The following is a 14,167-nucleotide window of genomic DNA, read 5'->3' on the forward strand; positions in this document are numbered from 1 at the left end:
TGCAACAATATCTGTCGACCGACTAATGAGGTCGCACTCCATGCAATCGATATTGGCTCTCTGGCATTTTTCATTGAACTGAAACAAATTCGTCATGAAAATGTAACCGCGGCAATTCTACACTGAGAAAAAACAGATAAAAAGCTTTAAAATTCCTATATATGACAGTGAATATGACATAAAAAAAGGAGCCTAATTGGCCCCTTTTTTAAATTAGACTATAAAATTATCTTTATAATCAATCATATAGTGTCAGGGACTTTTCAAATGTTTTAAAAGTGTGACTAATATATGAACTTTTTGTTACAGTTTAATGACAAGTCCGAACTCTTGCGTCGCATCTTCGATCCAACGCCAGACATAATCTGCAAAGCTACGTCTAACAACCATCCTGAAGCAATGCTCATCCACACGCGTCATGACAACGCTGGCTTTAGCAAAATGCGTTGTGACAGTCTTACCTTGAGGCAATTCAGCTTCAATATCATAACCGCAGCTTTTCTTCATTAGCGAAATCACATCATCTCCTGAAAGCTCAAATACCGTTTGGCCTCCAGAAACATCCACGACAGAGAAATGACCTGTTAACTTAGCGCGTAAACTCGCTTCTAATTCAGCCTCATCACCTTTCGCACTGATAATTAGCCACTCATTTGGACTGATCCAATGAATAGAAACATCAGCATTGCTCGCTGAACTTAGCGCTTTCACTGGCAGGCTTAAGCCTAAAACGGCTTCAACAGAAGAAACGAATCCAGCATCACCACTATTACCACGTAGCGTCAGGTGGCCATAAAAACCTAATTCTTGAAACTTAACACCGCCTTTTTTGTCTGACTGAAACTGAATATTAGCCAGCGGTGTATCAGGCCTAACCTTTGCGTTTACATTAGACATGTTGTTTCTCCCCTTTGGCATCATAGAAGACATAATCAGTAATTTCAGCTTCAATCGTACGACCATCTGCTAATGGGAAGTAAACAGACTCGCCTTTACGATTGTGCCCATCTTTAATTACAGCCAAAGCAAAACTATGGCCAAGTACCGCACTGTAATAACTTGAAGTCACATGACCCACCATGGTCATTGGGATACTTTCATTCGGATCACGAACCGCCTGCGCACCTTCTGGCAAGATCACATTGGCATCTTTCGGCTTAAGACCAACAAACTGTTTACGATCTGTTCTTGCGGTATCAGGTCGAGTAAAGGAACGCTTACCGATAAAGCTAAACTCTTTATTCTTACCAATACACCAGCTCATATCCATATCTTGTGGCGTTACTGATCCATCAGTGTCTTGACCGACAATGATAAAGCCTTTTTCCGCACGTAATACGTGCATCGTCTCAGTACCATAAGGGGTAATATCAAACTCTTTACCCGCTTCCATAATAGCTTCCCAGACATGCAAACCATGATTTGCTTGTACGTTAATCTCGTAAGAAAGCTCACCAGTGAAACTGATACGAAAGACACGAGATTTAACACCCGCTACGGTACCGCTACGCCAATCCATGAACTTAAAGCTGTCTTTATCAAGATCAATGTCATCACACACTTTCGCCAATACTTTGCGAGAGTTAGGGCCTGAGATTGTCATGGTTGACCAATGGTCTGTCACAGAAGTCATATAAACGTCTAGTTCAGGCCACTCTGTTTGATGCCAAAGCTCTAGCCACTCAAGTACATTAGCTGCACCACCTGTTGTGGTTGTCAGAATGAAATGATCATCGGCAATACAAGAAGTCACACCGTCATCCATGATCATGCCATCTTCTTTTAGCATAAGGCCATAACGACATTTACCAACGGCTAACTTGCTCCAAGCATTGGTATAAACACGGTTTAAGAATTCACGTGCATCTTTACCTTGGATATCAATCTTACCAAGTGTAGAAGCATCCAATATGCCCACACTGTTACGTGTTGCTAAACATTCACGATCCAGTGTTTGTTGCATGGTTTCACCAGGCTTAGGGAAGTACCAAGGACGTTTCCATTGGCCCACATCCTCAAACAAAGCGCCGTTAGCTTCATGCCAAGACTGCATAGCTGTATAACGAATAGGATCAAACAAGCTGTCTGTATCACGTCCTGCAATCGCACCAAAAGTTGTTGGTGTATAAGAAGGACGGAAGATAGTTGTCCCTGTTTCTGCAATTGTCTTATTCAAAGACTGAGCCGCAACAGCCATACCATTAATGTTACCCAACTTACCTTGGTCAGTACCAAAGCCCAATGCGGTATAACGCTTAACATGCTCAATCGACTCGAAGCCTTCACGTGTCGCCAACTCAATACCCGCCGCAGTAACATCGTTTTGCATATCAACAAACTGCTTAGGTGCACGGCTTACTGATTTAGAGTGCGGTACTAAGAAGAGCGCCTGAGCTTGCCCTGTTTTAACAAGATCAACACTCGGTACTTTAATTGAGTTAGAACCATCACCAAACCCAGCCTCACATGCAGCTTGAGCGCCGATAACTAAACCTTGCTCTAAGCTATCAGATAGCTGATGCTGACCCATTAACGAACCAACGCAATGTTGTTTCTGTACTGTTTTACCCGGTAAGAAACCAATAATGTCGTCATTCCATACTGGACGAGAACCTGTGTGGCAACTCAAATGTACAACAGGGCTCCAGCCGCCAGAGGTAGCAATAATGTCGCAATCATAATTCTGACTAGCACCCGTTACTTGCGTACCTTCAGCATTAATAGGTGCCACAGTCGCAGCATAAACACGACGGCTACCTTTTGCTTCAATAACAGCATGTGAGAACCAGATTTTAAGCCCTAATTTTTTCGCTTCTTCAACCAGCTCGCCGCTTGATTGCGCACGACTATCAGCAATACCAATTACTTTACGACCTGCTTTATGCCAATCAATTGCTGCTTGATAACCTGAATCATTGGCAGTTGATACCACCAAAGCATTACCTGGTGCAACAGCATAACGGTTTAGATAAACACTGATAGACGAGGCTAACATCACCCCAGGAATATCATTGTTCGCAAAGATCAAAGGTCGCTCTTGTGCGCCTGGCGCCAAGATAACTTGTTTCGCACGGACACGATGCATACGTTGACGTGCCCCTCTTGGAGAGATCTCACCAAGATGATCAGTACGACGCTCTATGACAGCTAAGAAGTTATGGTCGTAATAGCCCATTACCGTACTGCGTGGCAATACATTCACATTGGAATAATCTTCTAAGGCTTCTATCGTATCTTTTAGCCAAGCACTTGCAGGTGCACCATTAATCATTTGAGTCGTGCTAAGCAGGCTGCCACCCATTTCATTTTGCTCATCTGCTATGATAACTCGCGCACCGGTTTTCGCAGCCGCTAATGCAGCGGAAAGACCAGCAGGGCCAGCTCCGACAATCATGACATCACAGTGATGGTTAACTTTATCGTAAGTATCTGGGTCAGGAGCGGTTGGCGCTTTACCTAAACCTGCCGCTTTACGAATAAAGTGCTCATAGGTCATCCACAATTTTTGTGGGTACATAAAGGTTTTGTAGTAAAAACCTGGTGGCATCATGGCACCCGCTTTTCCAAGCGTAGCCATCAAATCAAAGTTGACACTTGGCCAACCGGCAACAGGATTAGCAACTAAACCCGCGTAAAGTTCTTGCTGTGTCGCTCTCACATTAGGAATAGTAGACGCGCCAGTGCCCAACTGAATCACACCATTTGGCTCTTCGCTACCATGACCTGTAATACCACGAGGTCGAGAATATTTGAAACTACGGGCGATAATATCTACGCCATTAGCAAGTAAAGCTGAAGCGAGAGTATCCCCGTCAAAGCCTTTATAAGATTTGCCGTCAAAACTAAAGTTAATGACTTTTTTACGGTCAATACGACCGCCACTGTCTAAGCGTTTGTTCTGGCTCATGCTAAGTCGTCCTCACTTTTAACTGCAGGCTGCTCACCTATTTTGTAACTTTCATGAATCTTGTAAGTAACCGTGTCACGGGTAACATTAAAAAATTGACGACACCCTGTGGTGTGATACCAAAGTTCGTGATGAATTCCTTTTGGATTTTTTCTGAAAAACAGGTAGCTTCCCCACTCTTCATCCGTTAAGGCTTCTGGATCTTTAGGACGCACAATATGCGCTTGTCCACGATAATGAAATTCATCTTCCTCACGATATTCTTGACAATGAGGACAAAAGATATGCAACATAAGAATACCTCCTAGTGGGCAACGCCGGCAGCGCCGTGTTCGTCAATTAAGAAACCAGAATTAAAGCGATCAATAGTGAAGGCTTTTGCCAATGGATGAGGATCATCATGTGCAATCGTATGGGCAAAAACATTACCTGAACCAGGTGTTGCTTTAAAACCACCGGTGCCCCAACCACAGTTGAAGTACAGACCCGGCACAGATGTTTTACTGATAATTGGGCAAGCATCCGGTGTCGTATCAACAATACCACCCCAAGCTCGGTTCATACGGACACGACGAACATCAGGGAAAAGCTCACAAATGGCTGCTAACGTATGTTCAATACCTTGGAATGATCCACGTTGGCCATAACCGTTGTATGAGTCGATACCCGCACCAATAACCAAGTCACCTTTGTCTGATTGACTCATATAACCATGTACTGCATTCGACATAACAACCGTATCAATAATGGGTTTGATCGGCTCAGATACACAGGCTTGTAGTGGGTGACTTTCTAGAGGAAGCTCTAAACCCACCATACGAGCAAGTTCAGAAGAGTTGCCAGAAGCAACACAGGCTACTTTTTTGGCAGCGATAAAACCATTGTTGGTTTCAACACCACAAACAGCCCCTTCATGACGACGAATACCTGTCACTTCTGTCTGTTGAATGAGATCAACACCTAGCGCATCAGCAGCACGCGCAAATCCCCAAGCAACGGCATCATGACGAGCGACACCGGCTCTTGGTTGCCAAGACGCACCTAACACTGGGTAACGCGCATTGTCTGAGCAATCCAACAAAGGACAAATTTCTTTTACTTGGGCGGCATTGAGCACATTACCGTCAATACCATTTAAACGGTTAGCATTTACGCGACGCTCGATATCACGCATATCTTGTAGATTATGCCCAAGGTTTAATACACCGCGTTGTGAGAACATCACATTATAGTTAAGGTCTTGACTAAGTCCTTCCCATAACTTCATTGCATGTTCATACAGGTTTGCAGCTTCATCCCATAAGTAGTTAGAGCGAACAATGGTGGTATTACGTGCGGTATTACCGCCACCTAGATAGCCCTTCTCGACGACAGCAACATTAGTAATACCATGTTCTTTCGCTAGGTAATAAGCTGTGGCCAAACCATGGCCACCACCACCAACAATGACAACATCATAAACCTGTTTCGGTTTAGGATTACGCCAAACTCTCTGCCAATTTTCATGATGACTTAGAGCATGCTTAAAAAGACTAAACACTGAATAACGTTTCATATCACCACCCTAGAAATTGCTGCCATATTGTTCACTGCCATCAACCACTAAATAACTACTTTATTAGGAATAAAGGAAAGTCGTCGTCAACATTCAATCACGTTAACGGCTAATCCCCCTCGCGAAGTTTCTTTGTACTTATCATTCATATCACGCCCAGTATCTCGCATGGTTTTAATTACCTTATCCAGAGATACATAGTGTGTTCCATCACCACGAAGTGCCATGGACGCTGAGTTAATTGCCTTAACTGAGGCCATTGCATTACGCTCAATACAAGGTACTTGAACCAATCCACCAATAGGATCACAGGTCAGTCCCAAGTTGTGCTCCATACCAATTTCAGCGGCATTTTCAATTTGACCTGGAGAACCACCGGTTGCAGCAGCTAAACCTGCCGCCGCCATCGCACAGGCAGATCCGACTTCACCTTGGCAACCTACTTCGGCACCAGAGATAGAGGCATTCTCTTTAAATAGAAGCCCAATCGCAGCAGCCGTTAAAAAGAAGTCGACAATGCCCTCTTCATTTGAGCGAGGACAAAAATCCCAATAGTAATGAAGTACAGCCGGAATAATGCCAGCAGCTCCATTCGTCGGTGCTGTTACAATACGCCCACCGCCCGCATTTTCTTCATTGACCGCTAAGGCATATAAATTAACCCAGTCCATAGCGCCTAAAGATGGGGTAATCATATCCATCTTATTTTTCTTATTTAAATCTTGATAAAGACTAGCAGCGCGACGCTTTACTTTAAGACCACCTGGCAAAATGCCTTCTGTCTGAATTCCTTTATCAATGCAAGCTTTCATGACATGCCAGATACTTAAAATACCGGCCTTTATCTCATCTTCACTGCGCCATGCTTTTTCGTTTTCCAGCATGATTTGAGCAATACTTAAATCATGTTCAGCACATAGCTCCAGCAAGGCCTCACTACTGTGAAAGTCATAGGCAAGCTGAGTTGAATCTTCGACAAGTTCAACCTCACCTTGATCATTTTCATTGACAATAAAACCGCCACCAACTGAGTAGTAGGTTTTTTCACAAATCAAAGTTTGAGCATCGTCATAAGCACGTAAGGTCATACCATTTGCATGGAAGTCTAAACGATCAATTCTGTGATAAATCAAATCTGTAGCGGGTTCAAAAGCAACACTATGCTTAGTGTTCAAGTTAATTTGATGACTAGATTCAATCGCATCAACCCTAGGATCAACAGTGTCTGGGTCTATAGAATCAGGAAGCTCACCTTCTAGGCCCATCAGTACCGCTTTACCTGTACCGTGACCTTTACCTGTCGCCCCTAGCGAGCCATAAAGTTCACACATTACTCGGGTGACATTAGGTAAAAGTGCTTCATCTTCTAAGAAATGCACAAATTGATTAGCTGCCACCATAGGCCCCACAGTGTGAGAACTGGATGGACCAATGCCAACTTTAAATAAATCGAATAAACTAATTGCCATAACAACGCCTCATGGATAGATACCTACTAGTTCATATAAATGAACCAGTATGTGAAAAGGTTTAAAACTTTCCCTATTAGAACATAAAGTTTCCGATAGGAAACAGAGTTTTTAATTAAACCTCTATTTCGACGTCCGTTTTTGGCTTAGAACAACATGAAAGGATATAACCTTCTGCAACATCATCATCGGTAATACCGCCGTTATGCTCCATTTCAACTTCTCCGGAGACTTTTAGTACACGACAGGTTCCACAAATTCCCATACCACACGCTTTAGGAATACGAATACCAAGTTGAGTAGCGGCAGAATGAACTGTTTCTTCTGCTTTAACCTTAATGCCTTTACCTATGTTGGTAAAAGATACCATGGCACCTTCTGATCTATCTTCTAGCGCTTCTTCTTGCGCTTCTGTCAGAATGTCTAGGTCAGCATCGGCTGGCGGCTCGCCAAAGCTTTCTTCAAAGTAATTTTCCATCGGGAAGTCTGCATCTTTAAGCATCTTCTTCACCGCCGCCATATAAGGGGCAGGTCCACAACAGAAAACAGTACGCTCTTTAAAGTCTGGGGCCATTAGCTGTAGTTTGAATAAATCTAAATAGCCACGATAACCCGCCCAAGTTTCACCAATACCATGAGTTTCACAGATAAAGTTAACTTGTAAATTATTAACGCGTGAATCCATTAACTCCAATTCACGCCTAAAAATAATATCAGTCGGTGTTCGCGCACTATGACAAAACACCATATCCACACCGGTATTAGTATCATAAAGCCAACGTGCCATTGACATAGTTGGTGTGATACCACTACCACCCGATAATAAAAGCACTTTTTCAGCAGGGTAGTCGATACAGTTAAATACCCCCATAGGTCCATGAACAGCGAGTTCATCACCCTCAGTCAGATTGTCATGTAACCAGTTAGACACTTGTCCGCCAGGCACACGTTTGACTGTAATTGAAAAGCTGTAAGGCACAGAAGGTGAGGATGCGATGGTATAGCTCCGCATTACCTGCTCACCTTCAATCATAAGCTCCAAGGTCACAAACTGACCTGGCTTGAAGAAGAACATGATTGGCTGTTCTGCCATAAAGCAAAATGTAGTCACATCAGGTGTTTCCCAAATACGGTTTACACACCTTACTTGGTGACGGCCATTTGCCCATGTTTGAGTATTTACTGTGTTTAAAAAAGTATCATTCATCGACTTTACTCTTCTTATCTTCTTCTTATGCTTTTCTTATTTAGCTAACAATAAATATTAGCTTGAGTCTGAATAAAACGGAGTATGTGTTTAGCTGCTCTCACTCGTTTATTCAAAAACGACATTTTTATACTCCAACTCTCCAAATTAGTTAAAACAGCTTACTGATGTTAAGGCGAATATAGGTTTCTCATCACAATTAAGGCTAATAGAGAATGATTCTCAGGGTAAATGACCTCAATTTCGACTGTTTAGACAGATAAATTGCGACTATGCCTGCTTATTTGAAGTGTCGCATAAAGAATAAACGTTAGATGACAATTGACCTTAGACAACAAATCTATGGTTTTTTTGCTCAAATATGACACTTATACCTTTAAAAATAAGACTTTAAAGAAGTTTTCGTGACAAAAAGCAGAGGTCTTGAAGCAATACATCTAAAAAGAATTTACTAAAAAGCTAGATTTTGCCGCTTTTGAATGCTTTATTGTCGTTATTGGAATACCCGTATTCCTAACCGACATGGCACAGTACGAATTGGGCACTAGAATAACAAAATGGCTGTATATAAGACTGATTTAAAATAACAATACATAAGTTCAGATTCAGGATTACGCTAAATCAAAACTGAAAGTCATTGTCGCTGATAGATCGGCTATAAAGCCCACCCACCCAACATATAGAGGTAGTCGAGATGAGCACGTCAGCACCAACCAAGAAATACCGTTATGGTTTTGTACTTGTAGAAGACTTTTCTATGCTTCCCATGACTTCTGCAATTGAAGTTATGCGCATGGCTAACTATTTATTAGGACATGATGTATATGAGTGGTTTACCATCACTCAAGATGGGCAGCCAGCCAAAGCCAGTGACAATATCATGATTGCTGCGGACCTCGATTTTAGACAGGACTTATCAAACTTTGATGGCATCATAGTGTGTTCAGGAGTAAATGTTGAAAAAAATTGCGACCCTCAATTACTACACTGGCTAAGAGAGCAAGAAAAGAAAGGCACAGCAATGGGTGCCATTTGTACCGGTGCATTTATTCTTGCTGCGGCAGGTTTAATGGATGGTTATCGTTGTACTGTCCATTGGGAGTATATGACAACTTTCTGCGAACGCTTCCCTAATGCTTATACTGACTTAAAACTCTTCTCTTTTGATCGTGACCGCTTTACTTGCGCAGGTGGCACCGCCCCACTAGATATGTTCTTAAACATGGTACGTAAGCACTTTAGTCACGAATTAAGTGCGGCGATTGGTGAGGAATTTATGTCTGAACGCATACGTACCGAAAGTGATTTACAGAGAATCCCATTAAGAACCTACTTAGGTCCTAGCCACTCCAAGCTAATGGAAGTCGTATCATTAATGGAAGCCAACCTTGAGGAACCAATCTCTTTAGATGAATTGGCAAGTTTTGTGAGCATGTCCAGACGTCAGCTTGAACGACAATTTCAGAAACACTTAAATTGCACGCCTTCTCGTTATTATCTAAAACTTCGTCTTGTGCGTGCTAGAAAACTGCTCACTCAAACCAGTATGTCTATAACCGACATTGGTATTGCCTGTGGTTTTGTTTCTACCCCTCACTTTAGTAAATGCTATCGTGAATATTTTGGTATACCGCCTCGCAACGAGCGAATCACCCCCCATACTCAAGTTCCTTTTATGGGTATTCAAGGGGCGGCTTTTAGCGCATAGTAAGCCATCTGTTTTCAAAGAGCCCTCAAGGGCTCTTTTTTGTACCTCACTTCATTCAATTTCGTCCTCCCCCCCTGTTCAACTGAATTATTTCAAACATAATTAAAATTATTCTTTCGCTTTTTATTAAGATGGATACAATAGCCGCACTCAAATTTCAGCAATTATAAAATTGCTAAGAGGTCTCATAAATAACAGTAAAACCTCCCCGAATTAGGTTCAGCGATTCGCAGCTTAAACCAGACTTCAGGGCGCACCAGTATATAGAGGATTGTCCTATGTTCTTTGAAGGTTCAGAGAAAAAAGTTGAGCTTGTCATGTCTCATGATGCTGTCTCATTAAGAAGCCTTGGTATCAACTTTTGGTCCAACATAGTGGCTCAATGTGACGCTGAAATTCTATCAAGCATTTCTAATGATCACTGTGATGCTTACCTCTTATCTGAATCTAGCTTGTTTGTCTGGGATCATCACTTCTTAATGTTGACCTGTGGTACGACAACCCTAGTCAATTCTTTACAGGCATTCCTTGACCACCTTGAAAATCATTTTGAAGGTCAATTAGAATTAATTGAATCCGTCATTTTTCAACGTAAAAATGAGTATCAGTCACACCTACAAATAACATCATTTGAACAAGACATAGCTAGGCTACAAAAAAGACTTAAAGGGGTGGCATTTCAACTTGGTAATCTTGATAGTCATCACAACTATATTTATCACCTTGATAAGCCCTACACGCCGAATCAATCTGATAAGACATTTGAGCTCTTGATGTATCACATAGAAGGTAAAACAGCAGATTACTTAAGGCAAGAGGGGCAGGACGCAAGCACTATTCGCAGCATGTTAAGCCTTGAGACCTTGTTACCTGGCTTTACTATTGATGAATATGTTTTTGAACCTTTTGGCTATTCGATGAATGCCATTCTCGGGGATAAATATGCCACCATGCATATCACACCTCAGGAAAAAAGTTCTTATGTTAGCTTTGAAACAAACCTTGATATAAAACAACACAGTGTGAACATTTTTAACCAGTTAATACATCTACTTCAGCCAAGTTGTTTTGATATTATTAGCTTTAATGATGAAGCAGAAATTCATACTGAACATACCTTGATGAATCAGGTTGAACAAGATTTAAGCTGTGGTTATACCATGCGCTTTAAAGAATATATGAAACAGCAAAAAATCAGTGCGGCCACCCAAATCACCCTATAGAAAATAAACTAACTAAAAAGCCACCAGCAGTAAGTACTGCGGTGGCTTTATTCGTTCTAAATAAATCTATTGTTTTTTAAAGCAAATATTTCCATCATCTAGATCAGCAAGAATATGATCTCCAGCAGCAAAGTTACCTGCCAGCAACTCATTTGCTAAAGGGTTTTCTAACCAATTCTGGATCGCTCTTTTAAGCGGTCTCGCCCCATAAACAGGGTCATAACCAACCTCTGCAAGACGATCCAAGGCTTGTTCTGATAAGGCTAATGTCATACCCATTTCTTGTAATCGTCCATTTAAATGGGTCATTTGAATGCGCGCAATACCATGAATTTGACTCTGCATAAGCGGATGAAATACGACAGTTTCATCAATCCGGTTAATAAACTCAGGCCTAAAGTGATTACCAACAACCGCTAAAACATCATGTTTGATTTCTTCATATTGCTCATTAGAACGATAATTCTGAATCAAATCAGACCCTAGGTTAGATGTCATCACTATCACGGTATTCCTAAAGTCGACTGTACGCCCTTGGCCATCAGTCAAACGACCATCATCCAATACCTGCAGCAGTATATTAAACACATCCGGATGCGCTTTTTCTATCTCGTCCAACAAAAGAACCGAATAAGGTCTGCGTCTAACCGCTTCGGTTAGATAGCCTCCTTCCTCATAACCCACATAACCAGGAGGCGAGCCAATCAAACGAGCGACAGAATGTTTCTCCATAAACTCAGACATGTCGACTCTCACCATAGAGGCTTCGGTATCAAACAAGAAGGTTGCAAGGGATTTACATAACTCAGTTTTACCCACACCTGTTGGCCCAAGGAAAAGAAAGGAGCCATTTGGACGATTCGGGTCAGCAAGCCCAGAACGAGAGCGACGTACGGCATTCGCCACAGCGGTTACCGCTTCTTCTTGACCTATCACTGATGCATGTAACTCATTTTCCATTGTCAGTAACTTTTCTCGCTCGCCTTGCAGCATTTTATCCACCGGTATGCCAGTCCAACGAGACACAACGGTTGCCACCTCTTCCTCTGAAACTCGGTTTCTCAGTAGCTGAGTTTGATCAAGCTCTTCCGCCATACTGGCTTTTTCGATTTCAGCTTCAAGCATAGGTATGACCCCATACTGTAATTCAGACATTTTTGCTAAATTACCGTCACGACGCGCCTCTTCCATCTCTTGACGAACTGACTCTAATTCTTCTTTGAGCTTTTGCGCACCTTGTAATTGTGCTTTCTCAGCGTTCCAGATTTCTTCCAGATCACTAAACTGTTTTTCGGCAATCGCAATATCAGCTTCTAATTTTGAAAGTCGCTGTTTAGATGCCCTATCCTTTTCTTTTTTCAGGGCTTCTTTTTCAATTTTCAATTGAATAAGACGACGCTCAAGCCTATCCATATCCTCGGGCTTAGAATCCATTTCCATACGAATGCGGCTGCCCGCCTCATCAATAAGGTCTATCGCTTTATCAGGTAATTGTCTGTCGGTTATATAGCGTTGCGATAGTTTCGCTGCGGCAATAATCGCCGAATCAGTAATATCTACTCCATGGTGAATTTCATAACGCTCTTTTAAGCCACGAAGAATAGCAATGGTATCAGCAACACTCGGCTCTTCTACTAATACCTTTTGGAAACGTCGCTCTAGGGCTGCATCTTTTTCTATAAATTGACGATATTCATCTAGCGTTGTTGCCCCCACACAATGCAGTTCACCACGTGAAAGCGCAGGTTTAAGCATATTCCCCGCATCCATGGAGCCTTCAGATTTACCTGCACCAACCATGGTATGTATTTCATCAATGAACAAAATGATCTGACCTTCCTGCTTGGAAAGCTCAGTTAATAAGGATTTCAGCCTTTCTTCAAACTCACCTCGATATTTAGCACCGGCAATCAGTGCGGCCATGTCCAGTGATAAAACACGTTTATTCTTTAACCCTTCAGGCACTTCACCATTGACGATTCGTTGGGCTAATCCCTCAGCAATAGCGGTTTTACCTACACCAGGCTCACCAATCAAAACTGGGTTGTTTTTACGACGGCGCTGCAATACCTGAATCGTACGGCGGATTTCATCATCACGGCCGATCACTGGGTCTAGCTGACCTTCAGCGGCACGTGCGGTTAGATCTACGGTGAACTTATCTAATGCTTGACGGCTTTCTTCTGCATTTGGGTCATTCACTCCCTCACCACCACGAACTTGATCAATCACTGCGACAATATCTGCTTTTGTCACACCGGTTTTTTTAAGCGCTTTAGCCAGTTCATCTTTACCATCAAACATGGCTAATAAAATCAGTTCTGATGAAATATATTGGTCTTTACGCTTTTGTGCTTCTTTATCTGCTAGGTTTAATAAGCGCCCTAGCTCAGGTGACATTTGAATATTACCATCGTGATCCTGCATCTCAGGCAGGTTATCAAGAATGCTATTTAGGGTGTCACGAAATTTTGCTACCTGTACACCAGCTTGCTGCAAAATGGGTCTTATGCCGCCACCTTGCTGATCAAACAGGGCGACTAATAAATGCACCGCATCTATGTAAGTATGATCTCTGCCTAACGCAACAGATTGAGCGTCTGATAAGGCGATTTGTAATTTACTGGTTAATCGGTCGATTCTCATATTAAAGTCCTAATTATCCGAAAAATACCTTTGATATTTTCTAGATAGGTCCAGCTTTTTAAATTTCAATTGCTAAGTGTCATTTTTTTGACACCCAATAAAAAAGAGCCTCTCGGCTCTTTATATAAATTTAGCTCTCAATCCAAATCACACTGGCCATACGACCGGTTTGGTGATCTCGTCGATAGGAGAAAAAGTGTGACTCATCCTCATAGGTGCAATATTCACCCCCATAAATATGCCTTACACCTAAAGAAGCTAATCTTTGTCGAGCTAACTGATAAATATCTGCCAACCATTTACCTTCATTATTTGAGGCTTTAAAGGCTTTTTCAGCCTGTTTATCTTGCAAAATAAAAGCCTGTTTAACTTCATCTCCCACTTCAAACGCATTCGCACCTATCGCAGGACCAAGCCAGACCATCACATCATTGGCATCTTCAAATTGAGCA

At 42.1% G+C, this 14,167-nt stretch carries 10 protein-coding genes; 2 read left to right on the forward strand and 8 right to left on the reverse strand.

Annotated elements, in window-relative coordinates:
* Nucleotides 1–303: 303 nt before the first annotated feature.
* From MED121_RS18870 to MED121_RS18895, 6 genes are all read right to left on the reverse strand, one after another.
* Complete coding sequence (locus tag MED121_RS18870) at nt 304–897, reverse strand: sarcosine oxidase subunit gamma family protein (RefSeq protein WP_009835361.1); 594 nt, start codon at nt 895–897, stop codon at nt 304–306.
* Nucleotides 890–3,907 (reverse strand): sarcosine oxidase subunit alpha, encoded by a 3,018-nt coding sequence (locus MED121_RS18875; protein ID WP_009835362.1) that lies wholly within the window; start codon nt 3,905–3,907, stop codon nt 890–892. Before MED121_RS18875 ends, MED121_RS18870 begins: the two co-directional genes overlap by 8 nt.
* Nucleotides 3,904–4,200 carry a sarcosine oxidase subunit delta gene (locus tag MED121_RS18880; protein ID WP_009835363.1) on the reverse strand — a complete coding sequence of 99 codons (297 nt, stop codon included), beginning with the start codon at nt 4,198–4,200 and terminating at the stop codon, nt 3,904–3,906. Before MED121_RS18880 ends, MED121_RS18875 begins: the two co-directional genes overlap by 4 nt.
* An 11-nt stretch (nt 4,201–4,211) precedes the next feature.
* The gene (locus tag MED121_RS18885; RefSeq protein ID WP_009835364.1) at nt 4,212–5,462 is read right to left on the reverse strand and encodes a sarcosine oxidase subunit beta family protein; all 1,251 of its coding nucleotides are present in this window, start codon (nt 5,460–5,462) and stop codon (nt 4,212–4,214) included.
* An 86-nt stretch (nt 5,463–5,548) separates the two neighbouring features.
* Entirely contained in the window at nt 5,549–6,931 is a 1,383-nt protein-coding gene (locus MED121_RS18890; RefSeq protein ID WP_009835365.1) for an L-serine ammonia-lyase, read from the reverse strand.
* A gap of 115 nt (nt 6,932–7,046) precedes the next feature.
* The gene (locus MED121_RS18895) at nt 7,047–8,138 is read right to left on the reverse strand and encodes a hybrid-cluster NAD(P)-dependent oxidoreductase (protein ID WP_009835366.1); all 1,092 of its coding nucleotides are present in this window, start codon (nt 8,136–8,138) and stop codon (nt 7,047–7,049) included.
* Nucleotides 8,139–8,832: 694 nt separating this feature from the next.
* On the opposite strand from MED121_RS18895, the gene MED121_RS18900 reads away from it, so the two are divergent.
* Both MED121_RS18900 and MED121_RS18905 read left to right on the forward strand, forming a co-directional pair.
* Complete coding sequence (locus MED121_RS18900; RefSeq protein ID WP_009835367.1) at nt 8,833–9,846, forward strand: GlxA family transcriptional regulator; 1,014 nt, start codon at nt 8,833–8,835, stop codon at nt 9,844–9,846.
* 278 nt (nt 9,847–10,124) lie between these two features.
* Complete coding sequence (locus MED121_RS18905; RefSeq protein WP_009835368.1) at nt 10,125–11,069, forward strand: adenosylmethionine decarboxylase; 945 nt, start codon at nt 10,125–10,127, stop codon at nt 11,067–11,069.
* Nucleotides 11,070–11,135: 66 nt separating this feature from the next.
* On the opposite strand, the gene clpB is transcribed toward MED121_RS18905, so the two are convergent.
* On the reverse strand, nt 11,136–13,715 hold the full coding sequence (gene clpB / locus MED121_RS18910) for an ATP-dependent chaperone ClpB (protein WP_009835369.1): 2,580 nt from the start codon (nt 13,713–13,715) through the stop codon (nt 11,136–11,138).
* Between the two features lie 130 nt (nt 13,716–13,845).
* On the reverse strand, nt 13,846–14,167 hold a 322-nt coding region (locus tag MED121_RS24470), incomplete at its 5' end, for a laccase domain-containing protein (RefSeq protein ID WP_009835370.1).

Source organism: Marinomonas sp. MED121, from assembly GCF_000153025.1.
Lineage (GTDB): Bacteria > Pseudomonadota > Gammaproteobacteria > Pseudomonadales > Marinomonadaceae > Marinomonas.

Coding starts and splice junctions, on each gene's coding strand:
- MED121_RS18870 (WP_009835361.1), bottom strand. CDS start 897: ATGTCTAATGTAAACGCAAAGGTTAGGCCTGATACACCGCTGGCTAAT.
- MED121_RS18875 (WP_009835362.1), bottom strand. CDS start 3,907: ATGAGCCAGAACAAACGCTTAGACAGTGGCGGTCGTATTGACCGTAAA.
- MED121_RS18880 (WP_009835363.1), bottom strand. CDS start 4,200: ATGTTGCATATCTTTTGTCCTCATTGTCAAGAATATCGTGAGGAAGAT.
- MED121_RS18885 (WP_009835364.1), bottom strand. CDS start 5,462: ATGAAACGTTATTCAGTGTTTAGTCTTTTTAAGCATGCTCTAAGTCAT.
- MED121_RS18890 (WP_009835365.1), bottom strand. CDS start 6,931: ATGGCAATTAGTTTATTCGATTTATTTAAAGTTGGCATTGGTCCATCC.
- MED121_RS18895 (WP_009835366.1), bottom strand. CDS start 8,138: ATGAATGATACTTTTTTAAACACAGTAAATACTCAAACATGGGCAAAT.
- MED121_RS18900 (WP_009835367.1), top strand. CDS start 8,833: ATGAGCACGTCAGCACCAACCAAGAAATACCGTTATGGTTTTGTACTT.
- MED121_RS18905 (WP_009835368.1), top strand. CDS start 10,125: ATGTTCTTTGAAGGTTCAGAGAAAAAAGTTGAGCTTGTCATGTCTCAT.
- clpB (WP_009835369.1), bottom strand. CDS start 13,715: ATGAGAATCGACCGATTAACCAGTAAATTACAAATCGCCTTATCAGAC.